We start from the raw sequence: 25,955 nt of genomic DNA on the forward strand, positions 1-25,955 counted from the left end.
GCTCATCTTGCGGTGGAGGCGCGGCGGGGTTTCACCTCACGCCGATCACCAGCATCGTCAGGATCATGGCCAGGGCCACGAAAACGCCCAGCCGCCGCAGCATGTCCTGCGTGTCACGCAGTTCCTTCGGCGGCTCGTTCTCGGGGTCGGACCACAGCATTCCTCCAGCGTGCGGTGGAGTCGGCGGAGGGCGCCTGAGTACGCGTACTCAACTTGGTGGGGGACCCTCCGGTTGGCCGAGGTCGGCGGGGGACATGCGGGACGGGCCGTACGCGGAGGCGTACGGCCCGTCGGGGATCGCAGAGGTCAGCCGCCCGGCCAGTACGTCCGCGACCACGACGCCGGGCCCGGCTGGGGCACCCGGCGGGCGGCGATGCGGGACGGGTCGGACCAGGCGTCGCGGACCGTGGGCGCGCCGGACGGCAGGGCGGCCGCCGCCACGGCGCGCGCCCTGACCACCGCCAGTGCGGCGGCCAGCTCCTCCGGGGTCGGGTTGCCCCGTACCACCTTGATCGTCACAGCGGCTCCTTACAGGGGGATGTTGCCGTGCTTCTTCGGGGGCAGGCTCTCGCGCTTGGTCCGCAGCTGGCGCAGACCGCGCACGATGTGGCGGCGGGTGTCGGACGGCATGATCACCGCGTCGACGTAGCCCCGCTCCGCGGCGACGTACGGGTTGAGGAGCGCGTCCTCGTACTCCCGCATCAGCCGGGCGCGCGCCGCCTCCGGGTCGTCCGACTCGGCGATGGTGCGGCGGTGCAGGATGTTGACGGCGCCCTGCGCGCCCATCACCGCGATCTGGGCGGTGGGCCAGGCGAGGTTGAGGTCGGCGCCCAGGTGCTTGGAGCCCATGACGTCGTACGCGCCGCCGAACGCCTTGCGGGTGATCACCGTGATGAGCGGGACGGTGGCCTCCGCGTAGGCGTAGATCAGCTTGGCGCCGCGCCGGATGATGCCGTCGTGCTCCTGGTCCACGCCGGGCAGGAAGCCGGGGACGTCGACGAAGGTCAGCACAGGGATGTTGAAGGCGTCGCAGGTCCGCACGAAGCGGGCCGCCTTCTCGGACGCGGTGATGTCCAGGCAGCCGGCGAACTGCATCGGCTGGTTGGCGACGATGCCGACGGGGCGGCCCTCGACCCGGCCGTACCCGGTGAGGATGTTCGGCGCGAACATCGGCTGCGTCTCGAAGAACTCCGCGTCGTCGAGGACGTGCTCGATGACCGTGTGCATGTCGTACGGCTGGTTCGCCGAGTCCGGGACGATCGTGTCGAGTTCGCGGTCCTCGTCGGTGACGGTGAGGTCGGCCTCCTCGGGGAAGGCCGGGGGCTCCGAGAGGTTGTTGGACGGCAGGTAGGAGAGCAGCTGCTTGACGTACTCGATCGCGTCCTTCTCGTCGCCGGCCATGTGGTGGGCCACGCCCGAGGTGGAGTTGTGCGTGCGGGCGCCGCCCAGCTCCTCGAAGCCGACGTCCTCGCCGGTGACCGTCTTGATGACGTCCGGTCCCGTGATGAACATGTGGGACGTCTGGTCGACCATGATCGTGAAGTCGGTGATCGCGGGGGAGTAGACCGCGCCGCCCGCGCAGGGGCCGACCACCAGGCTGATCTGCGGGATCACGCCGGAGGCGTGGGTGTTGCGGCGGAAGATCTCCCCGTACGCGCCGAGGGAGGCCACGCCCTCCTGGATGCGGGCGCCGCCGGAGTCGTTGATGCCGATGACCGGGCAGCCGGTCTTGAGCGCGAAGTCCATGACCTTCACGATCTTCTGGCCGTAGACCTCGCCGAGGGCGCCGCCGAAGACGGTGAAATCCTGGGAGAAGACGGCGACCGGGCGGCCGTCGACCGTGCCGTAGCCGGTGACGACGCCGTCGCCGTAGGGACGGTTGGCGTCGAGGCCGAAGTTGGTGGAGCGGTGCCGGGCGAACTCGTCCAGTTCGACGAAGGAGCCCTCGTCGAGCAGGAGGTCGATTCGCTCACGGGCCGTCAGCTTGCCCTTGGCGTGCTGCTTCTCGACGGCGCGTGCGGAGCCGGCGTGCGTCGCCTCTTCGATCCGACGCGTGAGGTCCGCGAGCTTGCCCGCGGTGGTGTGGATGTCAGGCTGCTGCACTTCCGGCTGCGCTTCCGGCTCGGACATCGGGATCGCGGCTCCCTGCCTGCTCAAAAGGGGGGACGGTTACTCATCCGTAGCGTAGTGGGGGGCTGTGTGTTCGGCAGTGCGGTGTTTCCCACACCTAGTGTGGGTTGCATGACACCTCGAGATGACTTCGGCCGGTGGTCGGATCTGGAACGGCCTCCGTTGAACGCGGGGGCGCTGCGGCGGGCGCTCGTGCGGGAGGGGAGTTTGTGGCGGGAGGTGGATGTGGTGCAGCGGACCGGGTCCACGAACTCCGATCTTGTGGCGCGGGCGGGGGCTGCGCGGGCGGGGGCCGGGTTGGGGGAGGGGGTTGTTCTCGTTGCCGAGGAGCAGACCGATGCGCGGGGGCGGCTGGACCGGAAGTGGGTTGCTCCGGCTCGGTCCGGGTTGTTCTTCTCCGTGTCGCTTCGGCCCGGGGACGCTGGGGTGCCGATGGAGCGGTGGGGGTGGCTGCCGTTGTTGACGGGGGTTGCCGTGGCGACGGGGCTGGCGCGGGCCGGGGGTGTGGATACGGCGTTGAAGTGGCCCAATGACGTGCTGGTGACGGTGGGGGGAGAGGAGCGGAAGGCCGGGGGGATTCTGGCGGAGGCCGCGGGGGACGGGGGTGTGGTCGTCGGGGTCGGTGTGAATGTCAGCCTGCGGGCGGACGAGCTGCCGGTGCCTACGGCGGGGTCGCTGGCGTTGGCGGGGGCCGTGAGCACGGACCGGGATCCGTTGCTGCGGGCGGTGTTGCGGGGGCTGGACGACTGGTACGGGCGGTGGTGCGCCGCGGGTGGGGACGCGGGGGCGTGCGGGTTGCAGGAGGCGTACGCGGCGGGGTGCGCGACGCTGGGGCGCGTGGTGCGGGCGGAGCTGCCGGGGGATCGGGCGCTGGTGGGGGAGGCGGTGGCGGTGGACGGCGACGGGCGGTTGGTACTGGCGACGGAGGCGGGGGTGCAGGAGCTGGTGGGGGCGGGCGACATCGTGCACCTGAGGTAGCGCCTGCGGCGGGGGGTTCTGCCCGGTGGGGGTGCGGTCGTGTGCCTGCGGCGGTCCGGTGGGGGTTGCGGTTGAGTGCCTGCGGCGCAGGGTTGCGGTGCGGTGGGGGCGGGCGTAGCGCCCAGGGTGGGGTGGTGGTGCGGGGCCGCGGCGGGGGTGGACGTCCTCGGTCTGGCGCGAGAGTGCGTACTTGTATGTGACGGGCGCGGACGCGCCAGCCGCTGCGGGCGCCCACCCCCACCCCGACCCCTCCCCGCCGTCGGCGGCAACACCGACACCGGTGCGGGGCGGCCGCCGAAAGATTCACCCACCGCGGGCATTCGCGCCGCCTAGATGACCCGTAATGATCTTAATGGGCCAAGTAGGAGGGGCGTTATTGCGACATCTTGGGTTCGCACACAGCCTACTGGCGATAACCTGACCCAGGAGATCGTCCGAGCCGATGTGATCACCAGCGTCAGCAGGCACAGCGGCAATGGGCTCGCTATCCGGTCGGACATCAGGCTGTGTCCCTGGCATGAGGGATCAGCGGTCGGGGAGGTCCAAGTCGCTACGGGTCGAGTTCCGTGTCTTCTTCTACAGACGTGGAACTCCGCATCAGGGGGAACCAATGACCACGCTTCTCTACTATCCGCTGTCCAAGCCTCCGCTGAAAGTGGTCCACGAAGCTTTGCTGTACTGGGACGGGCTCGCTTCGATCGTGTCGGAGAGACAAGAAGCCTACGAACGTACGCTTTCAGGCCCGCTGCAGGATCTCAAGGACCGAGGATTCTATAAACCCATCACCCTCAAGCGTCATTATCGTTTGCTGGCCAACAGGGAAATCGAGGATTTTCCCGGAATGGTAGATCAGCTGCAAGCGATAGGCCCGCATAGAGGCCGCCCTGTCTACCTTGACTCGGGTGGGAAGATTGGCTTCAAGCTCGAAGAGGGGCTCCTAGCACTCGGCGTAGCCCGGCGTAGTCGCCCTGACGAGTGGCCAGACCTCGGATATCTCGTCGTTCCTGAGCAGGTGCTGCTCGTCTTGGCTGGCACCATGGCGCACGAGGTTGCACGCTCGACAGCGAACCTCTCCTACACGCCCTACACCGATCAACCCACGGCTGACGAGATATCACTGAGGCCGGATTACCGCAAGGTAGCGGCTTGGCGCGTGGAACTGGGGCGCATGCTGCCCATACCAGCTCCCGGGACCCCCACATCCGAAGTGTTGGCATTTCGAGAGAAGTACGCCTCCGAGCGAGAGCGTTTGGTCGACGCAACCCAAGTCATGCTCAGTGAGCTCAATCGGCACTGGGAACACCCAGCCGACGTTCTTCAACGCATGCGCAAGGAGCTGACCCGGGCGCGAGCCGACTATCAAGAAGCTGTGAAGAGCAGTCGCATGGCGTGGATCACCAGGTCTGTCTCCGTCACGGTGGCTGTGAGCACCGCAGCAGTTGGAGCCCTAGTGGTCCCAGACCTCGGCTGGGTAGCCGGAATCGCCGGAAGTATCGGGTTCAATATCGCCACGCGTGAGGTTCGTCCTGTGGTCCAAAGGATGCAAGAGCATCCATTCAGCTATCTCCGACTCATCGAGAAGGAACTTTCGTAGCAGCGACTGCGCATCTCATGTAGCGCCTGTCGCGACCCAATCGCTCGAGAGTGGCAATCATCGAGCCGCTTCACCGCGGAGTTGATGCGATAGGTGTGCAAACCCCGCGCGGGTGCGCGCTCGCACCGGGGTGTGCAACACCCCGCCCCGTCCGCGCAACCGGAGGTTGAAAAGGGCACCGGCGCCGCGCCCCAGGCGCGTAAGTGAAGGCACGCGCCCCCGCACCTCCCCCACGGCCCAACCTGACGGAGTGAGCTACCGCACACCTGCCGTAGAGTTGAGCCCGGTCGAGACATGGCCGTGACAGATCGGAAAGGGCAGCAACGCGTGAGCGTCGACGACTCGGGTGCGGACGCGCAGGGCGACGGCGAGGATCCGCTTGCTCTGCGCCTCGAGCAGCTCATCCTGGGCGCCGAGCGCCGCTACACGCCGTTCCAGGCGGCCCGCAGCGCAGGCGTCACGATGGAGCTCGCCACCCGCTTCTGGCGTGCCATGGGCTTCGCCGACGTGGGGCAGGCGAAGGCCCTGACGGAGGCGGACGTCCTCGCCCTGCGCCGCCTCGCCGGTCTGGTGGAGGCCGGCCTGCTGAGCGAGGCCATGGCCGTGCAGGTCGCCCGGTCCACCGGTCAGACCACCGCCCGGCTGGCCGAATGGCAGATCGACTCCTTCCTGGAAGGGCTCACGGAGCCGCCCGAGCCCGGCATGACCCGTACCGAGGTCACGTATCCGATCGTCGAGCTGCTTCTGCCCGAGCTGGAGGAGTTCCTCGTCTACGTCTGGCGGCGGCAGCTCGCCGCGTCGGCCGGGCGCGTGGTGCAGGAGGCCGACGACGAGGAGATGGTGGACCGGCGGCTCGCCGTCGCCTTCGCCGACCTCGTGGGCTTCACCCGTCTGACCCGGCGGATGGAGGAGGAGGAGCTCGGCGAGCTGGTCGAGGCCTTCGAGACCACCGCTGCCGACCTGGTCGCGGCGCGCGGCGGGCGGCTCATCAAGACCCTCGGTGACGAGGTGCTGTACGCCGCCGACGACGCGGGGACCGCCGCGGAGATCGCCCTGCGATTGATAGAGACCATGGCGAACGACGAGACCATGCCGGAACTGCGCGTCGGCATGGCCTTCGGCACCGTCACCACCCGGATGGGCGATGTCTTCGGCACCACCGTCAATCTGGCCTCCCGGCTCACCTCCATAGCTCCCCGCGACGCCGTGCTCGTCGACGCCGACTTCGCCCAGGAACTGATCCGCACCGGTGACGCGCCGGCCAGTGAGGCCGCCGCCGCCGAGGAGAAGGAGGGCGAGGAGCCGCCCTCGTACCGGTTCGCCCTCCAGCCGATGTGGCAGCGGCCCGTCCGTGGCCTCGGCGTGGTCGAGCCCTGGCTGCTCAACCGACGGACACCCGCGCCGGCCTCCGACTGAGCAACGCCGTCGCTCTCAGCCGCCCAGGCAGATGTTCAGCAGGGGGAGGCAGAGGCCCCGGTCCCGGGCATCGTCCTCGTCGTCCGGTGGCGCGGGTGCGGTTGTGGACGGGGGCGGTGTCGTCGGTTGCTGCGGTTCCGGTGGTGGTGGCTGTGCCGGGCTCTGGGACGGCTGCGGTGCCGTCGTCCGCGGCTGGGTGGGGGCGTTCGGTGACGTGCTCCGGGGTGCCGTCTCCTCCTCGGACGATATGAGCGGCGCCCGCGCCTTGCCCCCCTGCGCCCTCGGTGACGTCGGGCTCGGGTGAGGGGTCGGCGGGGGTGTCGTGTCCCCCGTGGTGGGCGTGGCGCTCGCGCTCGGGGCGGGGGTGCTGGTGTCCGGCAGCGGGGCCGCCCTCGTGTCCCTCGGCGGGGCGTCCGGGGTCGCCACGTGGATCAGGGTGGCCGCTCCTGCCGTCAGGGTCAGGGCGCCCGCGGCCAGGAGGGCGCGGCGGTGGCGGGGTTTTCGGTGGCGTCCTCGGGGGACGGTGCGCGTGTCGTCCGGTGTCATCGTCTGTCTCCCCCCTGCGTGCGCCCCCGGCGCGCGCGGTGTGCGCACCGTATGCGCCGGGCGGGGTGCGGCTCAGGCGAGTCGGTCGTTTGTCACTCGAACGGGTGGACCCTTTTCCTCGGCGGCTCCCGGCTGCCATGATCGGGGCGAGCCAAGTTAACCCGCGTTAACCGGAGGGTGTCATGAGTGAGGAACGGTTCGGGGAGTTCGTGCTGGTGCGGCGGCACGAGCGGGGGCATGTCGCGGAGCTCGTCCTCGACCGGCCGAAGGCCATGAACGCGGTGTCGACGGAGATGGCCCGCTCGATCGCCGGCGCCTGTGCGGCGCTGGGCGAGGACCGTGACGTACGGGCGGTGGTGCTGACCTCGTCGCACGAGCGGGCGTTCTGCGTGGGGGCCGACCTGAAGGAGCGGAATTCCTTCACGGACGCCGATCTGGTGCGGCAGCGGCCCGTGGCGCGGGCCGCCTACACCGGGGTGCTGGAGCTGCCGGTGCCCGCTGTCGCGGCTGTCCACGGGTTCGCGCTGGGGGGCGGGTGCGAGCTGGCGTTGTCGTGCGACGTGGTCGTGGCCGACCGTACGGCCGTCATGGGGCTGCCCGAGGTGTCCGTCGGGGTGATTCCCGGCGGGGGCGGTACGCAGTTGCTGCCCCGGCGGGTGGGGTCGGCGCGGGCGGCCGAGTTGATTTTCACCGCGCGGCGGGTGGAGGCCGGGGAGGCGCGGGAGATCGGGCTCGTGGACGTGCTGGTGGACGAGGGGCGGGACCGCGAGGAGGCGCTTGCCCTGGCCGCGCGGATCGCCGGGAACTCGCCCGTGGGACTGCGGGCCGCCAAGCGGGCGCTGCGGCTGGGGCACGGGCTCGATCTGCCGGCCGGGCTGGAGGTCGAGGACGCGGCCTGGCGGTCGGTGGCGTTCTCCGGGGACCGGGCGGAGGGGGTCGCCGCCTTCAACGAGAAGCGGCGGCCGGAATGGCCCGGGGAGTGACTCGATGTCTCGATAAGCGGAAAATCTCCCTAATCTGGGGGAATGGGTGAGGAGAGCCGGCTGGCGGCCGTGGTGGCGCTGGCTCAGGGCATGGCCGCCGCGCGCAGTTCGCGGGAGGCGTGGCGGGCCGCCGCCGGCGGGGCCCGCCGGGCCCTCGGCGGGAGTTTCGCCGCGCTGTCGGTGTGGGAGCGGGAGCTCGGACGGCTGCGGGTGCTCGTGAACGTCGGGGAGCTCGCCGAGGGGGAGGAGGAGTTCCCCGAGGACGAGTCGTACCCGGTGCACCAGTTCGCCGAGATCACCGAGTTCCTGCACGAGCGGTGGGCCGGCGGGGGTGAGCCCGACGCCTGGGTGGAGACCGCGCAGGGCCCCGAGGAGGGGCGCGCCGGGTACTGCCACCAGCGGGTCGCGGCGCTGCGGCGGCGCGGGCGCGGCTGCTGCGTGGTCGCGCCGATCGTGCTGCACGGGCGGGCCTGGGGTGAGCTGTACGTGGCGCGGCCGGCCGGGGAGCCGGTGTTCGGGCGGGCCGACGCCGACTTCGCGACCGTGCTGGCCGCCGTGGTGGCCGCGGGGATCGCGCAGACCGAGCGGCTGGAGGAGGCGCGGCGGCTGGCCTTCACGGACTCGCTGACGGGTCTCGCCAACCGGCGGGCGGTGGACGCCCGGCTGGACGAGGCGGTCGAGCTGCACCGGCGGGACGGGGCCGTCGTCAGCCTGGTGGTGTGCGACGTCAACGGGCTGAAGCGGGTCAACGACACGCTCGGGCACTCCGTGGGCGACCGGCTGCTCGAGCGGTTCGGCACCGTGCTGTCGCTGTGCGGGGCGATGCTGCCGGGCGCTCTGGCGGCGCGGCTCGGCGGGGACGAGTTCTGTCTGCTGGCGGTGGGGCCGTCCGCCGACGAGGTGGTCAAGGCGGCCGACGAGGTGTGCCGGCGGGCCGTGGAGCTGGACATCGGGGACGGTGTCGCCTGCGGGGTGGCGTCCACGGAGGACCCGATCGGGCCGGTGCGCTCGGCGCGGCGGCTGTTCCGGCTGGCCGACGCGGCGCAGTACCGGGCCAAGGCCGAGCGGGCCGCGCACCCCGTGGTGGCCGGGCGGGAGGGGCCGGACGACCCCGTGGTGCGGCTCGCGGACGAACCCTCGCGGGAGGCCGACGGGGAGCGGCGCCGGTTCCGCGGGCGGCATGCCCCCGGGTAAGGGGCGCGGGCCGGGTCCGGTGGTGACAGTGAGGCATTCACTGCGTAGGCTCCTGAATATGGATATGCACACAGTGGTGGTGGGGACGTCGGGCGTGACCGCGTCCGACGTGCTGGCCGTGGCGCGCGACGGCGCCCGCGTCGAACTGTCCGAGGAGGCGGTCGCCGCCCTCGCCGCGTCCCGCGAGATCGTGGACGCCCTGGCCGCCAAGCCGGACCCGGTCTACGGGGTGAGCACCGGCTTCGGCGCCCTGGCGACCCGGCACATCAGCCCGGACCTGCGCGCACAGCTCCAGCGCAACATCGTCCGCTCGCACGCCGCCGGCATGGGCCCGCGGGTGGAGCGGGAGGTCGTGCGCGCCCTGATGTTCCTGCGGCTCAAGACCCTCTGCTCCGGCCGCACCGGCGTCCGGCCCGAGGTCGCGCGGACCATGGCCGACGTGCTGAACGCCGGGATCACCCCGGTGGTGCACGAGTACGGCTCCTTGGGCTGCTCCGGCGACCTGGCCCCGCTCTCGCACTGCGCGCTCGCGCTGATGGGCGAGGGGGAGGCGGAGGGCCCCGACGGCAGCGTCCGGCCGGCGGGCGAACTGCTCGCCGCCCACGGCATCCGGGCCGTCGAACTGCGCGAGAAGGAGGGGCTCGCCCTCCTCAACGGCACCGACGGCATGCTCGGCATGCTGGTCATGGCCCTCGCCGACCTGGATCTGCTGTACCGGTCCGCCGACGTCACGGCCGCCCTCAGCCTGGAGGCGCTGCTCGGCACCGACAAGGTGCTCGCCCCCGAGCTGCACGCCGTCCGCCCGCACCCCGGTCAGGCCGCCAGCGCCGCCAACATGCTCGCCGTGCTGGAGGGTTCGGGCCTGACGGGACATCACCAGGACGACGCGCCCCGGGTCCAGGACGCCTACTCGGTGCGCTGCGCCCCGCAGGTCGCCGGCGCCGGACGCGACACCCTGGCGCACGCCCGGCTGGTCGCCGAGCGCGAACTCGCGGCGGCCGTGGACAATCCGGTCGTCCTGCCTGACGGACGCGTGGAGTCCAACGGCAACTTCCACGGGGCGCCGGTCGCCTATGTACTGGACTTCCTCGCCATCGCCGTCGCCGACCTCGCCTCCATCGCCGAGCGCCGCACCGACCGGCTGCTGGACAAGAACCGCAGCCACGGACTGCCGCCGTTCCTCGCCGACGACCCCGGCGTCGACTCCGGGCTGATGATCGCCCAGTACACGCAGGCCGCCCTGGTCAGCGAGCTGAAGCGGCTCGCCGTACCGGCGTCGGCGGACTCCATCCCGTCGTCCGCGATGCAGGAGGACCACGTGTCCATGGGCTGGTCGGCGGCGCGCAAGCTGCGCACCGCTGTCGACGGCCTGACCCGGGTCGTCGCCGTGGAGCTGTACGCCGCCACGCGGGCCGTGGAACTGCGCGAGGGGCTCACCCCCGCCCCGGCGACGCGCGCGGTGCTGAAGGCGCTGCGGGAGGCCGGCGTGGGCGGCCCCGGCCCCGACCGGTTCCTGGCGCCCGACCTCGCCGCCGCGGAGACCTTCGTACGGGACGGGCGGCTGGTCGAGGCCGTGGAGCGGGTCACCGGGCCGCTGAGGTGAGACGGACGGGGCCCCGCGGAGTCGTCCGCGGGGCCCCGGTGGGCGTCGCTCAGAACTCCAGGCGCTCCCGGCGCACCGAATAGACGACGAAGCCGGCGCCGAGGGCCAGCGAGGCGGTCCCGCCGACGATGTACGGGGTGCTGTCGAAGCTGCCGGTGTCCGCGAGGCGGACCTCCTGGCCGGTGCTCTCCAGCTGGGCCGTCGTCGCGCTCGACACGCCTCTCGCCTGCTCGGTGACCTGCGGGGACGGGCTCGCGGACGGCGCGGTCGTGGCCGGGGCGTCCGAGGTCGCGTTCGCGGACGGGACGAACCACAGGGCGCACAGCAGGGTGCCCGCGGCGGTGGCGGTCAGCAACGGACGGAGCGCGGATGACACGGAATATCGATCCCCTTGTGGCGCTGGCGAATTGGCCGTGTGGGCTGATGGTAGTGAACCGCGCGGGTCACAGGAAAGTCACGGGCGCCCCCGCCTGTGCGGTCCGGGCGTGAGCACTTCCAAGACGTACTGATATGTACGGTTTCGCTCGGACGGGAGGGTCGTGCGCGTTGAACGGGCTTGTGGGCAAAGGGTTGTGACCGAGGACACAGTAAGAAACGGCGGACTTTCTTACGTGCCTGTTCGTACTGGTCGGCGGGGGTGGTGGAGCGTCGGGTGCGGTGGATGTCGTGCGGTGCCGGGAGGTTGGATCACGACCGGTACTCGCCTGATGGGGGAACCGGCGGCGAGGATGGCCGCGTGTTCGACGAGGACTGCGACGACGAGTCCGACGACGAAGAGTCCCCCCACCGCGACGCGTCCCCCACGGCGGTTCGCGCGCAGGCTGAGACGACTTGAGGAAATGTTGACCCCGGGAGGCAACCGACGCCCCGGGGCGGCACGTCTCAATCGGCGCACTGACCGGCGTTCCCGCGCTCCGCACCGGCGGACGTGGTGAGTCCCACACGTATGGGACTCAGGGAACCGGACAACCCGGTCGTAGCGTTGAAGGTTGTGGACGAGGTGCCTCGGCTTCCGCCTGGGGCCTCGTGGGGTTGGGATTCTGGTGACGATGGAGAAGCGTGTGATGACGGACGGTAAGCGGCGGCGCAGGGGCTTGGCGGCCGCGTCCGCTCTGCTCGGCGGAGTGCTGGTGCTCTCGGCGTGTTCCGGCGGGGACGACGACGCCGCGGCATCCGACGGCAAGGACACCTCGCAGGCTCAGGTCGACGAGGCGGCGGCCAAGAAGTCCTCCGAGGCGCAGATCAAGATCACGCCCAAGGACGGCTCGACCAACGCCTCCATCAACAACTCGGCCACCGTGACCGTCGCCAAGGGCGAGCTCACCGAGGTCACCATGACCACCGCCGACGGCACCGCCGTCGAGGGCCAGATATCGGCCGACAAGAAGAGCTGGAAGCCCAGCGGCCAGCTCGAGCGCGCCACCACCTACAAGCTGTCGGCCTCCGCGAAGGACTCCGAGGGCCTCGTCGCCCACGAGAACGCGTCCTTCACGACGGTCTCCCCGTCCAACAGCTTCATCGGCAACTTCACGCCGGACGACGGCACCACGGTCGGCGTGGGCATGCCCGTGTCGATCAACTTCGACAAGGCCATCACCAACAAGTCCGCCGTGCAGAAGGGCATCGAGGTGTCCTCCACCAGCGGTCAGGAGGTGGCCTGCCACTGGTTCAACGCCAACCGCATGGACTGCCGCCCCGAGCAGTACTGGCAGGAGGGCTCCACCGTCACCCTGAAGCTCGCGCTCGACGGGGTCGAGGGCGCCGAGGGCGTCTACGGCGTCCAGCAGAAGACGGTCACCTTCAAGATCGGGCGCAACCAGGTCTCCTACGTCGACGCCGAGACCAAGCAGATGAAGGTCACGCAGAACGGCAAGACCGTCAAGACCATCCCGATCTCCGCCGGCGCGCCCGAGAACACGACGTACGAGGGCCAGATGGTGATCTCCGAGAAGTTCAAGGAGACCCGGATGAACGGCGCCACCGTCGGCTTCACCGACGACGACGGCAAGGGCGAGTACGACATCAAGGACGTGCCCCACGCCATGCGTCTGAGCACCTCCGGCACCTTCATCCACGGCAACTACTGGGGCGCGAAGTCCATCTTCGGCAGCGTCAACACCAGCCACGGCTGCGTGGGCCTCGCCGACGCCAAGGGCGCCAACGACCCGAGCACGCCGGGCGCCTGGTTCTACAACAACTCCATCGTCGGCGACGTGGTCGTCGTGCAGAACACCGGCGACAAGACCATCGCCCCGGACAACGGCCTCAACGGCTGGAACATGAGCTGGGAGCAGTGGAAGGCCGGCTCCGCCGTCTGACGCCCCTCCGCCGCGACGGAAACCCACACCACACGGCCGATGCCCTCGTCCCCTCCCTCGGGAGCGGTGACGGGGGCATCGGCCGTTGCTGTCCCTCCCGCCCCAACCGCGCGATTTCGTAACGGAGTTCCTGCGGGTACATCACAGTCACCCGGCGACTTCCCGACCACTCCCGAACCCCCTTGAGCCGCTTGATCACCGGTCGGCATACTCCGAGCACCGGGGGGTGCGCGCACGCGTACGAGACCACCCCCGGCCGGGCGATGCTTCCGCCGCCCGGCGACTTCGCTAGGGGGAACCTTGCGCAGACACGTCTCACAAGCATGCGCGGCCACGATCGCCACGGCGACCGCCGTGGCGCTCGCGGCGGGCATGGCCGGCCCCGCGTCGGCGAACGGGGAGAACGGCACGGCCGCCGGCTCGTCCACGAGCGCGACGGCCCTCAAGGGCAAGCACCGGATCACCCTCATCACCGGTGACCGGGTCACGCTGGACGCCAAGGGCCGCGTCCTGGGCCTGGAGCCGGCCGAGGGCCGCGCGCACATACCCGTCCAGATCCGCCGCGCCGACGGCCACACGCTGGTCGTCCCCGCCGACGCCGCCCGGCTGGTCGCGTCCGGCACGCTGGACCAACGGCTGTTCGATGTCACCGAGTTGAACAAGTCGGCGACCCGCACCGCGCACCGCGCCGGCCTGAAGGTCATCGTCGGCTACCGGGGCGCCGCGAAGACCGCCAAGGCCGACGTCCGCGACGCGGGCACCGTCCGCCGGGCGCTGACATCCCTGAACGCGGACGCGGTGCAGACCCCGCAGGACGCCACCGCCGAGCTGTGGGACGCCGTCACCGACGGCGACCGCACCGCCTCCGGTGTCGCCCGCGTCTGGCTGGACGGCGTCCGCAAGGCGTCCCTGGACACCTCGGTCGGCCAGATCGGCGCCCCCAAGGCGTGGCAGGCCGGCTACGACGGCAAGGGCGTCAAGATCGCCGTCCTGGACACCGGTGTGGACGCCACCCACCCGGACCTCAAGGGCCAGGTGACCGCGGCCAAGAACTTCACCTCCGCGCCCACCACCGGCGACGTGGTCGGCCACGGCACCCATGTCGCGTCCATCGCGGCCGGCACGGGCGCCCAGTCGAAGGGCACGTACAAGGGCGTCGCGCCCGGCGCGAAGATCCTCAACGGCAAGGTCCTCGACGACGCCGGCTTCGGCGACGACTCCGGCATCCTCGCCGGCATGGAGTGGGCGGCCGCGCAGGGCGCCGACATCGTCAACATGAGCCTCGGCGGCATGGACACCCCGGAGACCGACCCGCTGGAGGCGGCGGTCGACAAGCTGTCCGCCGAGAAGGGCATCCTGTTCGCCATCGCGGCGGGCAACGAGGGCCCGCAGTCGATCGGTTCGCCGGGCAGCGCGGACTCCGCGCTCACCGTCGGCGCCGTCGACGACAACGACAAGCTCGCCGAGTTCTCCTCCACCGGCCCGCGCCTCGGCGACGGCGCCGTCAAGCCGGATCTCACCGCCCCCGGCGTGGACATCACGGCCGCCTCGGCGAAGGGCAACGACATCGCCAAGGAGGTCGGCGAGAAGCCGGCCGGCTACATGACCATCTCCGGCACCTCCATGGCCACCCCGCACGTCGCGGGCGCCGCCGCGCTGCTCAAGCAGCAGCACCCGGACTGGAAGTACGCGGAACTCAAGGCCGCGCTGACCGCCTCCACCAAGGGCGGGAAGTACACCCCGTTCGAGCAGGGCTCGGGCCGCGTCCAGGTGGACAAGGCGATCGCCCAGACCGTCGTCGCGGAGCCGGTGTCGCTGAGCTTCGGCGTGCAGCAGTGGCCGCACGCCGACGACAAGCCGGTCACCAGGAAGCTCACCTACCGCAACCTCGGCACCGAGGACGTCACGCTGAAGCTGACGTCGACCGCGACCGACCCGAAGGGCAAGGCCGCCCCGGCCGGCTTCTTCACCCTCGGCGCCTCCACCCTGACCGTCCCCGCGGGCGGCACGGCCTCCGTGGACGTCACCGCCGACACCCGCCTCGGCGGCACCGTCGACGGCGCGTACTCGGCGTACGTGGTCGCCGCCGGCGCCGGGCAGACCGTGCGCACCGCCGCCGCGGTGGAGCGCGAGGTCGAGTCGTACGACCTCACGCTGAAGGTCCTCGACCGCGCCGGCAAAGCCACCGCGAACTACTCGACGTCCCTGTCCGGCCTCACCGGCCTGGGCAAGAACCGCTCGTACGCCCCGTACGAGGCCGACGGCACCGTCACCGTGCGCGTGCCCAAGGGCGGCTACGTCCTGGACACCAGCGTGCTGGTGGGCGACGACCCGGAGAAGTGGCAGGGCGCCGACTGGCTCGCCCAGCCCAAGCTGGACGTCACCCGGAGCACGACCGTGACGCTGGACGCCCGCAAGGCCAAGCCGGTCAAGGTCACCGTCGCGGACAAGGGCGCCAAGGCGGCGTTCGCCCTCTCCGACTACACGATCGAGACCGACGACAGCTCGGTGTCCTACGGCTGGTGGCTGGACGACTTCACCGGCTTCCGCACCGCGCACCTCGGCCCGCAGATCACCGACGGCTCGCTGAGCCAGCAGTGGAACGCCTACTTCACCAAGGGCGCCACGGCGCAGTACAGCGCCGTCAGCGGCGGCCCGGTGAAGCGGGTCGCCACCGGCTACACCCGCGCCTTCAAGGCCAAGGAGTTCGCCACCGTCAAGGTCGGCATGGGCGCCTCGGCCGCCGGCAAGAAGGGCGCCGTCACCGCGTACGGCTGGCTGCCCGGCGGCTCGGGCGCGTCCGGCTTCTCCCAGGCGCAGAAGCTGCCCGGCACCCGCACGCTGTACCTGTCCACGGTGAACGGCGTGACCTGGGACATGGACTTCGAGCAGCAGGGCGGGGTCGACGAGGACGGCTTCCCCGTCTACGAGGCCGGCTACTCGATCGGCTCCGGCAAGGCCTTCAAGGGCGGCAAGACCTACAAGGAGACCGTGAACACGGCCGTCTTCGGGCCGCGTCTCACCTCGTACTACGGCGTCTTCCGCGACGGCAACAGCATCTACGGCATGCTCCCGCTGTTCGCCGACGGCAAGGGCCACGAGGGCTCCTCGGCCGTCTCCTCCGCGGTCACGACCCTCTACCGCAACGGCAAGAAGGTCGGCTCCCGCAACGACCCGCTGTTCGGGGACGAGACCTACACCGTCCCGTCCGGTGACGCCTCCTACCGGATGACCACCTCGGTCAGGCGCAGCGCCAAGGTCGCCGCCGCGACCACCCGCGTCGACGCGAGCTGGATCTTCCGCTCCAAGAAGACGACGGGCGAGCAGCAGCTGCCCGTCTCCTCCGCCCGGTTCGCCGCGGTGACGGGGCTGGACAGCAAGGTCGCGGCCGGCAAGAAGGCCACCTTCCCGGTCGTCGTGGAGGGCGCGGCCAGGGGCAAGAACCTCAAGTCCCTGGCGGTGTACGTCTCCTACGACGGCGGCAAGACCTGGAAGGCCACCAAGGTCACGAAGGGCAAGGTCACCGTCAAGAACCCCGCGAAGGGCAAGGCGGTCTCCCTCCGCGCCAAGATCACCGACAAGAAGGGCAACGCGTCCCTGATCACCGTCCACAACGCCTACTACGGCAAGTAGTCCCCACCGGTGACGGCCCGCCGGAGGCACCCGCCTCCGGCGGGCCGCGTCACGCGTCCCGGGCGGCCGGCGCCTGCGTCCCGGGCGCTGGCGCGTCCGCGCTCCAGCTGCCCAGCAGGCGCAGCCCCTCGGCCGACGGCGACCCGGCCTCAGCGAAGTACGTCACCAGCGACTGCTCGGCCTCCCCGGCCGGGCGGAACGACTCCCACAGCAGCGTCAGCTCACCGACCAGCGGGTGCCGCACCCGCTTGACGCCGTGGCTCTTCTCCTTGACGTCGTGCCGCGCCCACAGCGTGCGGAACTCCTCGCTCTTCACGGACAGCTCGCCGACCAGCGCGGACAGCGCGGGGTCGTCCGGGTGCCGGCCCGCGTCCATGCGCAGATAGGCGACCATGTCGTAGGCCTTCTGGTCCCACTCCACGAACAGCTCGCGGTGCGTGGGGTCGAGGAAGACCAGCCGGGCCCAGTTGCGCTCCTGCGCCGGCAGCGCGCCCCAGTCGCCGAACAGGGCCGTCGCCATCCGGTTCCAGGCGAGGATCTCCGAACGCCGGCCCACCACGTACGCCGGGACCGTCTCCATGGCGTCCAGCAGCTGCCGCAGCGCGGGACGGGCCTGGCGGCTGCGGGGCTCCGGGCGCTTTCGGCGCCGGCCCGGCCGCGCGAGATGCGTCAGATGCGCGTGCTCGGCGTCGCTCAGCCGCAGCGCGCGGGCGATCGCGTCGAGCACCTCCGCCGACACGTTGCGTCCGTTGCCCTGCTCCAGGCGCGTGTAGTACGCCACGGACACCCCGGCGAGCTGCGCCAGCTCCTCCCGGCGCAGACCGGGCACCCTGCGGTGCCGTCCGAGGTCCGGCAGCCCCACGTCCTGCGGCTTCAGCCGGGCCCGTCGCGTGCGCAGGAACTCGCTCAGCTCGGCACGCGGGTCCAGGCCGCCGTCCCGGGCGCCGGCCGGGTCGCCCATCCGCTCGTTCATACGTCCATGGTGCCCGTTCGTACGCCCGTCGTGCCTGTCCCCGCCAGTGGTAGGCACAGCGTGCGTAGGCACGACGGAAGTCTGGGTACGCGCCGCCCGTTGTCCCAGGCTGGACAGCGTGCGGCCCGGGCGGTTCGGATCCCGGGCGCACGACCCCTTGTGGAGGAGAAACTTCGTATGACCACTGTCGCCGCTTACGCCGCGCCCGCCGCCAAGGCACCGCTGGAGCGCACCACGATCGAGCGGCGCGCCGTCCGCGAGCACGACGTGCTGATCGACATCAAGTTCGCCGGGATCTGCCACTCGGACATCCACCAGGTCCGGGAGGGCTGGGGCGAGGCGATCTTCCCGATGGTCCCCGGCCATGAGATCGCGGGCGTCGTGTCCGAGGTCGGCCCCGGCGTGACCCGGTTCAAGGTCGGCGACCGGGTGGGCGTCGGCTGCATGGTCGACTCCTGCCGCGCGTGCGAGAACTGCCTGGCGGGCAAGGAGCAGTACTGCCTCCAGGGCCAGACGCCGACGTACAACGGCATCGGCCGGGACGGCGAGCCCACCTACGGCGGCTACTCCGAGAAGGTCGTCGTCGACGAGAACTTCGTCGTGCGCATCCCGGACGGCCTCGCCCTCGACGTCGCCGCGCCGCTGCTGTGCGCCGGCATCACCCTGTACTCCCCGCTGAAGCGCTTCGGCGCCGGACCGGGCCGCAAGGTCGCGGTCGTCGGCATGGGCGGCCTCGGCCACATGGGCGTGAAGATCGCCCACGCGATGGGAGCCGAGGTGACGGTGCTGTCGCAGTCCCTGCGCAAGAAGGACGACGGGCTGCGGCTGGGCGCCGACCACTACCACGCCACCGGCGACCCGAAGACCTTCGAGGAGCTGCGGGGCTCCTTCGACCTGATCGTGTCGACGGTGTCGGCGCCCCTGGACTTCGGCGCCTACCTGTCCCTGCTGAAGACGGAGGGCACGCTGGCGAACGTGGGCGCGCCGGAGGAGCCGGTCTCCCTCAACCTCTTCTCGCTGATCGGCGGCGGCCGGAGCCTGGCCGGCTCGATGATCGGCGGCATCGCGGAGACCCAGGAGATGCTGGACTTCTGCGCCGAGCACGGCATCGGCGCGGAGATCGAGCTGATCGCCGCGTCCGAGATCAACGAGGCCTACGAGCGCGTCGAGAACAGCGACGTGCGCTACCGCTTCGTGATCGACACGGCGACGATCTGACCGGTTCGGGCGGGGCGGGCGGGGCACCCTCGGGGCCTCGCCCGCCCCGCCTCTTCTCACGTGTTCGCGTACTCGGCGTACATCGCGTACTCGACGTACAGCGGGCTCGCGACCAGCAGGCCCGGTAGGCCCGGGAGGCCGGTGGAGCCGGGGGAGCCGGGGGGCTTCGTCGCGGGGAAGCCCGTGGTGACGCGGGCGTAGCCGCGCATCGTCGCCGCGGTCTCCGGGTGCGTCTGGGCGTCGATGCGGGCCAGCAGCGCGTGCAGGGCGGTGACCAGGGAGGGGCGGCGGCCGTCCGGGCCGGTGCCGAGGTCGTCGGAGAGGGCGGCGAGCAGCGCGCCGGGCGCGCTGGCGTCGGAGCCGAGCAGGTTGCGCACCAGGGTGCCGGACTGGCGGGTCTCGTCGGTGACGCGGGCCGGCGGACCGGCGATCAGATGGTCGACGGAGCCGTGCAGCAGCAGCCGGACCGTGCGGTCCTCGGCCGGGGTGTCGGCGAAGAACACCATCGTCGGGTCGGCGCCGTCCAGGACGAAGTAGTTGAGCGGCGCCTCGAAGGCGATCCACTGCCCCGGCCGCACCCCCGCCTCCGTGTACCAGCGCGCCGACTCCTCGACCCGGCGCACCACCCGCAGCAGATGCCTGCCCCACAGGTCGGACGCGGGCCCGGGCGGCGGGTCCACCTCCACCCCGCCGAACGGCGTGGAGACGCTGACCCGCTGCCGGGGCCACGCCGAGCGCAGTCCGGGCAGGAACTGCGAGAGTTTCCGGTCGGACAGATAGATGACTTCCTGCACTCCTGCTCCGTTCTTCACACGTCCTGGAGACCGAGGAACTCGAAGGCCGCCGGCGGCAGCAGCTCCGAGGGCCGGTACAGACCGTCCGGGCCCGGCTCCATGTCCCGCACGATCAGGTCCAGCAGCTCGTCGAGGCCGGGGCGCTCCTCCGGGTCCGGCCGCAGACAGGGCGCGACGACGTCCACGAAGGCGTCCGGCACCCCGCCGAGGTCGGGCGCCTCGGTCTGCATGCGGAGCATGGTGCGCACGGGGTCGCTGCCCGGGTACGGGCTGTGCCCGGTCGCGGCGAACACCAGCACCGCGCCCAGCGCGTACACGTCGCTCGCGGACGTCACCTTCCGGGCGTCCAGCGCCTGCTCGGGCGACATGTAGGCGGGTGTGCCCAGCGTGGTGTGCGCGACGGTCAGCTTGCTGGCCGCGGCGGCCGCCGCGAGGGCCAGCCCGAAGTCGATCACGCGCAGTCCGTCCACGCCGACCAGCACGTTGGACGGCTTGAGGTCGCGGTGGACGATGTCCGCCGCGTGCACCGAGCGCAGCGCCTCCACCAGCTGCGCGGCCACCCAGCGCAGCGCCCTCAGCGGCAGCGGCCCGCACGCGTCGACCAGATCCTTCAGGGACGGCGCCGACACGTACGCGGTGGCCAGCCAGGGGATGACGCCGGTGGTGTCCGCGTCCACGACGGGTGGTGCGTAGAAGCCGTTCACGCCCCGCGCCGCGGCCACCTCACGCTGGAAGCGCCTGCGGAACTCCAGGTCGTCGGCCAGCTCCTCCTTGACGACCTTCACCGCGAGCAGCCGCCCGGCCGGGGTCCGCCCGAGGAACACCCGGCCCATCGACCCGCAGCCGATCCGCCGCAGCACCGTGTACGGCCCGACCCGGCGCGGGTCGAAGGGCTGAAGCGGCTTCCAGCGGGACGTGGGGTCCCACTCGTGGTGCTGCGGCCGCAGCACCGAACCGGCGGGCGGCGCCGCGGGCGCCGGCACCCGGGGCAGGGACGCGGCCGTCTCCTGCACGACGCCCAGGGCGTCGATCAGCTCCCGCACCACCGGCGCCTCGACCGTGGCCGACGCCGACCGTACGAAGTGTCCCAGCTCGGTCATCTTGTCCAGGACGACCTTGCTGTCGACCCCGACCTTCCTGGCCAGCTCGTAGACCCGTACGTTCGCCACACCCGACTCCTCCACCGGAGGCCCGTCCGGGCCTCGCAGGGGTCAAGAATATGGGTGCGGACGGGTCAAAATACGGACAAACGCCGGGCGACGCGCGGGTGTTGACGTCAGTGCGGCAGCGTGGCCGGGCTGCCGCCGTTCGCCTCGTAGCCGGCGACCGCCAGGGCGCGGTACACCGCGAACTCGGCGGCCGGGTCCGGGGAGAGCGTCCACGGCAGGGCGCCGACGTGCCCGTCGACGTGTATGAGCTGGTTCATGGCCTCCGCCCAGCGCTCGGCGCGCACCAGGAAGAAGATCAGCATGTGCCGCACGTGCGCGAGCATCGGGTCGTCCGGGCGGGCCGAGTGGACCGCGTGCAGCGCGCCGTGGATCGCCTTGGAGACGACCTCGCTCTGGTAGAACCCGCTGACCAGGTTCACCTCCGGGAGGTGCTCGAACACCGCGAACAGCGGCATCGCGGCCAGCAGGGACCCCTGGGGCGCCCGCGCCGCCGCGGCCTCCGCGAAGTCGTACGCCTGCTGCCGCGAGCCGTGCCACTTCTCGCACCAGTAGTGCAGCGCGGCCAGATGCGCGCCCATGTGCGCCGGGGCGCGGTCCAGGATCTTCAGCCAGACCTGCTCGAACTCAGGCTGCGGATAGCCGAGTCCGCGCGCCACGGACAGCTCCACGATGTACGGCACCGGGTCGCCGGGGGCCAGCAGCGCCGCCTCGCCGCACGCCGCCTTCGCCTCCTCCATGATGATCCGGAACTCGTCCGAGCCGGGCGCGGCCGTGCGCCACGCCTGCTGCACCAGGAACTCGGCGTGCACCGCGGCGCCGCCCGCGTCCTTCGGCGCCTCGGAGCGCCACACCCGCAGCCACTGGCCGCCCGGCGTCTCGGAGACCCCGCCGGGCCGCTGCGCCAGCTCCAGGGACGCGGCGCCCGCGAACGCCTGCACGCGCTGCCAGCGCTGCTCGCCCTCCGCGGGCGTGCCCACGAGGAGCTGCTGCGCCGCGCGGTGGTCCTGGGTGCGCTGCACCACGTCGAGGACGTCCAGCAGGTCCTGGTCGGGGCCGGGCATGCGGATGTCCAGCTCCTCCTGGAGCGCGAAGCCGTAGTTCGCCGGGTCCGCCGCGTCCGGGTGGCCGGGCGGGACCAGGCCCACGGCGCTGCGCCGGCGCCGCAGGACGGGCAGCACCACGAAGCCGAGCATGACGAGGGCGATCAGCACCCACAGAATCTCCATGTCCCCAGCGAACCAGACCGCCCGCCCGAATGGCCAACCCGGTGCCCGTCCCTGTGGAAAACTTCCGCCGGCGAGCACCCGCGGAGGCCCGCCGCCCCGCCCGGACGGGCCGCGGCCGTCATCACACCCTTCCGCGCACTACCCTCGGGCGCATGAGCGACAGGCACATCAGTCAGCACTTCGAGACGCTCGCGATCCACGCGGGCAACACCGCCGACCCCCTGACGGGCGCGGTCGTCCCGCCGATCTACCAGGTCTCCACCTACAAGCAGGACGGCGTCGGCGGCCTGCGCGGCGGTTACGAGTACAGCCGCAGCGCCAACCCGACCAGGACCGCGCTGGAGGAGAACCTGGCCGCCCTCGAGGGCGGCCGCCGCGGCCTCGCGTTCGCGTCCGGACTGGCGGCCGAGGACTGCCTGTTGCGCACGCTGCTCGCGCCCGGCGACCACGTGGTCATCCCGAACGACGCGTACGGCGGCACGTTCCGCCTGTTCGCCAAGGTCGTGGCGCGCTGGGGCGTGGAGTGGTCGGTGGCCGACACCTCCGACCCGGCGGCGGTGCGGGCCGCGCTCACCGAGAAGACCAAGGTCATCTGGGTGGAGACCCCCTCCAACCCGCTGCTCGGCATCACCGACGTCGCCGCCGTCGCCCAGGTGGCGCGGGACGCCGGCGTCCGGCTGGTCGTCGACAACACCTTCGCCACGCCGTACCTCCAGCAGCCGCTGGCGCTCGGCGCGGACGTCGTCGTGCACTCCCTGACCAAGTACATGGGCGGCCACTCGGACGTCGTCGGCGGCGCCCTGGTCACCGGTGACGCGGAGCTGGGCGAGGAGCTGGCGTTCCACCAGAACGCGATGGGCGCGGTCGCGGGTCCCTTCGACTCGTGGCTGGTGCTGCGCGGCACCAAGACGCTGTCGGTGCGCATGGACCGCCACAGCGAGAACGCGGCCCGCGTCGCCGACATGCTCACCCGCCACCCGCGCGTGACGAGCGTGCTCTACCCGGGCCTGCCCGACCACCCCGGGCACGAGGTCGCCGCCAAGCAGATGCGCTCCTTCGGCGGCATGATCTCCTTCCGCGTCGAGGGCGGCGAGCAGGCGGCCGTCGAGGTGTGCGACCGCGCGCAGGTGTTCACCCTCGGCGAGTCCCTGGGCGGCGTCGAGTCGCTGATCGAGCACCCGGGCCGGATGACGCACGCGTCGGTCGCCGGCTCGCAGCTGGAGGTCCCCGCCGACCTGGTGCGCCTGTCCGTCGGCATCGAGAACGTCGACGACCTGCTCGAGGACCTGAAGCAGGCACTCGGTAGCTAGGGCACGCCGGAAGGCCCGGTCACCATCCGGTGAGGGGTGGGGTCGTCTCGGACGGCGGCTCCGCCCAGGGCCGGGCGGTCAGCGCCCACACCGTGAACGCCACCGCCGCCGCGCACAGCAGCAGCCACATCACGCGCCGGACGTAGGTGCGGCGCCGGAGCATGCGGGCGCCGCGCCGCATCGCCTCCGCGGCGAGGTCCGGCGGCAGCACCGGCGGGCCCGCCACCATCAGCCGCCGTACCCGCTCCTCGCGGTTCGACCGGTTCACCGCGCCTCCCCGGTCATGACGGCACCGTGTCGACGCGCCCCAGCGCGGGGGCGGACCTGGGCGCGGGGCGCAGCATGACGGCCATCGCGCGGTTCTGCACGGCCCGTACGCGCTCCGCCGGCAGGCCCAGCAGGGCGGCCGTCTGGTCCTCGCCGATGCCCTCGTGCAGCCGCATCACCAGGATCAGGCGCTCCTGCGGGCTCAATCCGGCCAGCGGGCCGCCCGGCGGGGGCCGGAAGGGCAGCCGGCCGCCGTACCGCAGGGTGTTGAGCGCGAACCTGATCATCAGATAGCGCCGGGTGTGGTCGTACGGGTCCTCGCCGTGCAACCGGTCCCAGCAGGCGTACGTACGGGCCAGGGCGACGGTGAGCAGGCGCTGGGCGCGCGGGTTGGCGTCGCGCGGCTCGGCGGTCAGCAGGGTCGCGGTGTGCAGCAGTCGTCCGCCCGCGCCCGCGACGTACGCCCGGAACTCCTGGGCGCGACGGACGTCGTCGAACGCATGCCGTGGTCGCACGCGCACCTCCCGTGGCCCCCGCGAAGGGCCGCCCCCCGTGTCGTGCGGCGGACGGGGACCCCTCCACATATCAGGCCAGGGCGCGCCCCCGGGTCAAGAGGCGCGCACGGTGCGGGAGCGCGGGGTCCTCAGTCGCCGCGCTCGGGCCCGGCCATCCGGGCGGACAGCGCGCCGTTGAACCGGGCGAGGAGCCCGCAGAACGCCTCACGCTCCTCCGGCGCCCAGTCGCGGGTCAGCTCGGCCATCAACTGCCTCCGGGAGGCGCGTACTTCCTCCAGGCGGGCCTGGCCGCGCGGGGAGAGCTGGAGCACGACCGCGCGGCCGTCCTCGGGGTGGGAGGTCCGCTTGACCAGGCCCGTGTCCACGAGCGGCGCCACCTGCCGGGTGACGGTCGAGGAGTCGATCCCCATGCTCGCGGCCAGGGCCTTGACGCCCATCGGGCCTTCCTTGTCCAGCCGGTTGAGCAGCAGGTAGGCGGCGCGGTCCATGGAGTTGCGCACCTGGCCGACCCCGCCGAGCCGGGTCTGTTCGGCGCGCCGGGCGAAGAGCGCCACCTCGTGCTGCAGAGTGTCGAGAAGACCGGTGTCGCCGACCGCGGTCAGATCGGTCGTCATGTCCATCGACATTTCAGGTGTAGTGGGCATGGCGGGGGGCTCACTTCGTGATGGGCTGCTGATGGGACGACAGGGTACGCGGCCGGGGCGCGGACCGTACCGGGGCTGTGGAAAGCGGCCGTCCGCGGGTTGGTCACACCGCCGTCGTGCCTGTGGAAACTGCGATGCTGGAGGCATGAGCTACAGCACGGCCGACCGGCTGCGGACCGTCACCCTCGACGACGTGCGCGGCGCTCACAAGATGCTCTCCGGCGTGGCCCGCACGACCGCCCTGGAGGGCAGCCGGCACCTGTCCGCGCTGGTGGGCGCGCCGGTGCTGCTGAAGTGCGAGAACCTCCAGCGGACCGGCTCCTTCAAGCTGCGCGGCGCGTACGTGCGGATCGCCGGGCTGCTGCCGGAGGAGCGGGCCGCGGGGGTCGTCGCGGCGAGCGCCGGCAACCACGCGCAGGGCGTGGCGCTGGCGTCGTCGCTGCTCGGTGTGCGGTCCACGGTGTTCATGCCGAAGGGCGCCCCGCTGCCGAAGATCAGCGCGACCCGGGAGTACGGCGCCGAGGTGCGGCTGCACGGCCAGGTGGTGGACGAGTCGCTGGCCGCGGCGCAGGAGTACGCGCGCGAGACGGGCGCGGTGTTCATCCACCCCTTCGACCACCCGGACGTCATCGCCGGGCAGGGCACGGTGGGCCTGGAGATCCTGGAGCAGTGCCCCGAGGTGCGCACGATCGTGGTCGGGGTCGGCGGGGGCGGGCTGGCGGCCGGGATCGCGGTCGCGGTGAAGGCGCTGCGGCCGGACGTGCGGATCGTCGGCGTGCAGGCGGAGGGCGCGGCGGCCTATCCGCCGTCGCTGGCCGCCGGGCGCCCGGTGTCGCTGAGCCACCCGGTGACGATGGCCGACGGGATCAAGGTGGGGCGGCCAGGCGACGTGCCGTTCGGGCTGGTCGGCGAGCTGGTGGACGAGGTGTGCACGGTCACCGAGGACGAGCTGTCGGCCGCGCTGCTGCTGTGCCTGGAGCGGGCCAAGCTGGTCGTGGAGCCGGCCGGGGCGAGCCCGGTGGCGGCGCTGCTGAGCCGGCCGGAGGCCTTCGAGGGCCCGGTGGTCGCGGTGCTGTCCGGCGGCAACGTCGACCCGGTGCTGATGGAGCGGGTGCTGCGGCACGGCATGGCGGCGCAGGGCCGCTACCTGGCCGTGCGGCTGCGGCTGACCGACCGGCCGGGCGCCCTGGCCTCGCTCCTCGGGGCGTTGTCAGTGGCCGACGCCAACGTGCTGGACGTGAGCCACGTGCGGACGGACCCGCGGCTGGGACTCACGGAGGCGGAGGTCGAGCTGCACCTGGAGACCAAGGGACCGGCGCACTGCGCCGAGGTCCAGCAGGCCCTGCGCGACGCGGGTTACACGGTCATGGGCTGAAGCCGGACGCGGGTTTCACTCCTTCGGGTAACTCCATTGAGAGACGCGATACATCGCGTTACGGTGTGT

Annotated in this window: 22 protein-coding genes; 11 read left to right on the plus strand and 11 right to left on the minus strand. The window is 71.9% G+C overall.

The annotated features are described in order from the left end of the window. Nucleotides 1-31: 31 nt before the first annotated feature. The 3 genes from mmpB to ACFOSY_RS02580 all read right to left on the minus strand — a co-directional run bounded on the left by mmpB (nucleotide 32) and on the right by ACFOSY_RS02580 (nucleotide 2,130). Entirely contained in the window at nucleotides 32-160 is a 129-nt protein-coding gene (gene mmpB, locus ACFOSY_RS02570; protein WP_394305063.1) for a morphogenic membrane protein MmpB, read from the minus strand. A 146-nt stretch (nucleotides 161-306) separates the two neighbouring features. After that, nucleotides 307-519 (minus strand): acyl-CoA carboxylase epsilon subunit, encoded by a 213-nt coding sequence (locus tag ACFOSY_RS02575; protein ID WP_394305064.1) that lies wholly within the window; start codon nucleotides 517-519, stop codon nucleotides 307-309. Between the two features lie 9 nt (nucleotides 520-528). Next, nucleotides 529-2,130, minus strand: coding sequence for an acyl-CoA carboxylase subunit beta (locus ACFOSY_RS02580; protein WP_394305065.1), 1,602 nt, complete (start codon nucleotides 2,128-2,130; stop codon nucleotides 529-531). Between the two features lie 111 nt (nucleotides 2,131-2,241). Here ACFOSY_RS02580 and ACFOSY_RS02585 point away from each other — a divergent pair, with 111 nt between their 5' ends. The 6 genes from ACFOSY_RS02585 to hutH all read left to right on the plus strand — a co-directional run bounded on the left by ACFOSY_RS02585 (nucleotide 2,242) and on the right by hutH (nucleotide 10,444). Beyond that, nucleotides 2,242-3,108, plus strand: coding sequence for a biotin--[acetyl-CoA-carboxylase] ligase (locus ACFOSY_RS02585; RefSeq protein ID WP_394305066.1), 867 nt, complete (start codon nucleotides 2,242-2,244; stop codon nucleotides 3,106-3,108). 610 nt (nucleotides 3,109-3,718) lie between these two features. Continuing rightward, on the plus strand, nucleotides 3,719-4,702 hold the full coding sequence (locus tag ACFOSY_RS02590) for a hypothetical protein (RefSeq protein WP_394305067.1): 984 nt from the start codon (nucleotides 3,719-3,721) through the stop codon (nucleotides 4,700-4,702). A 327-nt stretch (nucleotides 4,703-5,029) separates the two neighbouring features. Further along, nucleotides 5,030-6,118, plus strand: a complete 1,089-nt coding sequence (locus tag ACFOSY_RS02595) for an adenylate/guanylate cyclase domain-containing protein (RefSeq protein WP_394305068.1) — start codon at nucleotides 5,030-5,032, stop codon at nucleotides 6,116-6,118. Nucleotides 6,119-6,846: 728 nt separating this feature from the next. Then, the gene (locus ACFOSY_RS02600; RefSeq protein WP_394305069.1) at nucleotides 6,847-7,647 is read left to right on the plus strand and encodes an enoyl-CoA hydratase/isomerase family protein; all 801 of its coding nucleotides are present in this window, start codon (nucleotides 6,847-6,849) and stop codon (nucleotides 7,645-7,647) included. A gap of 42 nt (nucleotides 7,648-7,689) precedes the next feature. Beyond that, on the plus strand, nucleotides 7,690-8,841 hold the full coding sequence (locus tag ACFOSY_RS02605) for a GGDEF domain-containing protein (protein ID WP_394305070.1): 1,152 nt from the start codon (nucleotides 7,690-7,692) through the stop codon (nucleotides 8,839-8,841). 64 nt (nucleotides 8,842-8,905) lie between these two features. Next, nucleotides 8,906-10,444 (plus strand): histidine ammonia-lyase, encoded by a 1,539-nt coding sequence (gene hutH / locus ACFOSY_RS02610; RefSeq protein WP_394305430.1) that lies wholly within the window; start codon nucleotides 8,906-8,908, stop codon nucleotides 10,442-10,444. A gap of 49 nt (nucleotides 10,445-10,493) precedes the next feature. Here the strand turns inward: hutH and ACFOSY_RS02615 are convergent, their stop codons facing one another. Continuing rightward, nucleotides 10,494-10,820, minus strand: coding sequence for a hypothetical protein (locus ACFOSY_RS02615; RefSeq protein ID WP_394305071.1), 327 nt, complete (start codon nucleotides 10,818-10,820; stop codon nucleotides 10,494-10,496). A 673-nt stretch (nucleotides 10,821-11,493) separates the two neighbouring features. On the opposite strand from ACFOSY_RS02615, the gene ACFOSY_RS02620 reads away from it, so the two are divergent. Next, nucleotides 11,494-12,762 carry a L,D-transpeptidase gene (locus ACFOSY_RS02620; RefSeq protein WP_394305072.1) on the plus strand — a complete coding sequence of 423 codons (1,269 nt, stop codon included), beginning with the start codon at nucleotides 11,494-11,496 and terminating at the stop codon, nucleotides 12,760-12,762. Nucleotides 12,763-13,062: 300 nt separating this feature from the next. Next, the gene (locus ACFOSY_RS02625) at nucleotides 13,063-16,395 is read left to right on the plus strand and encodes a S8 family peptidase (RefSeq protein WP_394305073.1); all 3,333 of its coding nucleotides are present in this window, start codon (nucleotides 13,063-13,065) and stop codon (nucleotides 16,393-16,395) included. A gap of 49 nt (nucleotides 16,396-16,444) precedes the next feature. Here the strand turns inward: ACFOSY_RS02625 and ACFOSY_RS02630 are convergent, their stop codons facing one another. Then, the gene (locus tag ACFOSY_RS02630) at nucleotides 16,445-17,368 is read right to left on the minus strand and encodes a helix-turn-helix domain-containing protein (protein WP_394305074.1); all 924 of its coding nucleotides are present in this window, start codon (nucleotides 17,366-17,368) and stop codon (nucleotides 16,445-16,447) included. Nucleotides 17,369-17,545: 177 nt separating this feature from the next. On the opposite strand from ACFOSY_RS02630, the gene ACFOSY_RS02635 reads away from it, so the two are divergent. Next, nucleotides 17,546-18,586: an NAD(P)-dependent alcohol dehydrogenase gene (locus ACFOSY_RS02635; protein ID WP_394305075.1), complete on the plus strand. Its 1,041-nt coding sequence runs from the start codon at nucleotides 17,546-17,548 to the stop codon at nucleotides 18,584-18,586. A gap of 56 nt (nucleotides 18,587-18,642) precedes the next feature. On the opposite strand, the gene ACFOSY_RS02640 is transcribed toward ACFOSY_RS02635, so the two are convergent. From ACFOSY_RS02640 to ACFOSY_RS02650, 3 genes are all read right to left on the minus strand, one after another. Further along, nucleotides 18,643-19,380 (minus strand): SAVMC3_10250 family protein, encoded by a 738-nt coding sequence (locus ACFOSY_RS02640; RefSeq protein ID WP_394305076.1) that lies wholly within the window; start codon nucleotides 19,378-19,380, stop codon nucleotides 18,643-18,645. A gap of 14 nt (nucleotides 19,381-19,394) precedes the next feature. Continuing rightward, nucleotides 19,395-20,549 (minus strand): translation initiation factor IF-2 N-terminal domain-containing protein, encoded by a 1,155-nt coding sequence (locus tag ACFOSY_RS02645; RefSeq protein ID WP_394305077.1) that lies wholly within the window; start codon nucleotides 20,547-20,549, stop codon nucleotides 19,395-19,397. A gap of 107 nt (nucleotides 20,550-20,656) precedes the next feature. Beyond that, the gene (locus ACFOSY_RS02650) at nucleotides 20,657-21,775 is read right to left on the minus strand and encodes a hypothetical protein (protein WP_394305078.1); all 1,119 of its coding nucleotides are present in this window, start codon (nucleotides 21,773-21,775) and stop codon (nucleotides 20,657-20,659) included. Nucleotides 21,776-21,927: 152 nt separating this feature from the next. Between ACFOSY_RS02650 and ACFOSY_RS02655 the strand changes: the two genes are divergently transcribed. Beyond that, nucleotides 21,928-23,085 (plus strand): cystathionine gamma-synthase, encoded by a 1,158-nt coding sequence (locus ACFOSY_RS02655; RefSeq protein ID WP_394305079.1) that lies wholly within the window; start codon nucleotides 21,928-21,930, stop codon nucleotides 23,083-23,085. A 19-nt stretch (nucleotides 23,086-23,104) separates the two neighbouring features. On the opposite strand, the gene ACFOSY_RS02660 is transcribed toward ACFOSY_RS02655, so the two are convergent. The 3 genes from ACFOSY_RS02660 to ACFOSY_RS02670 all read right to left on the minus strand — a co-directional run bounded on the left by ACFOSY_RS02660 (nucleotide 23,105) and on the right by ACFOSY_RS02670 (nucleotide 24,481). Next, nucleotides 23,105-23,353 (minus strand): hypothetical protein, encoded by a 249-nt coding sequence (locus ACFOSY_RS02660; protein ID WP_394305080.1) that lies wholly within the window; start codon nucleotides 23,351-23,353, stop codon nucleotides 23,105-23,107. A 13-nt stretch (nucleotides 23,354-23,366) separates the two neighbouring features. Then, nucleotides 23,367-23,867: a sigma factor-like helix-turn-helix DNA-binding protein gene (locus ACFOSY_RS02665; protein ID WP_394305081.1), complete on the minus strand. Its 501-nt coding sequence runs from the start codon at nucleotides 23,865-23,867 to the stop codon at nucleotides 23,367-23,369. A gap of 128 nt (nucleotides 23,868-23,995) precedes the next feature. Then, entirely contained in the window at nucleotides 23,996-24,481 is a 486-nt protein-coding gene (locus ACFOSY_RS02670; RefSeq protein WP_394305082.1) for a MarR family winged helix-turn-helix transcriptional regulator, read from the minus strand. A 175-nt stretch (nucleotides 24,482-24,656) separates the two neighbouring features. On the opposite strand from ACFOSY_RS02670, the gene ilvA reads away from it, so the two are divergent. Continuing rightward, entirely contained in the window at nucleotides 24,657-25,886 is a 1,230-nt protein-coding gene (ilvA, locus tag ACFOSY_RS02675) for a threonine ammonia-lyase (RefSeq protein WP_394305083.1), read from the plus strand. Nucleotides 25,887-25,955 lie beyond the last annotated feature (69 nt).

The sequence above is a fragment of the Streptomyces lusitanus genome, assembly GCF_042647945.1.
GTDB classification, from domain to species: Bacteria; Actinomycetota; Actinomycetes; order Streptomycetales; family Streptomycetaceae; genus Streptomyces; species Streptomyces pseudogriseolus.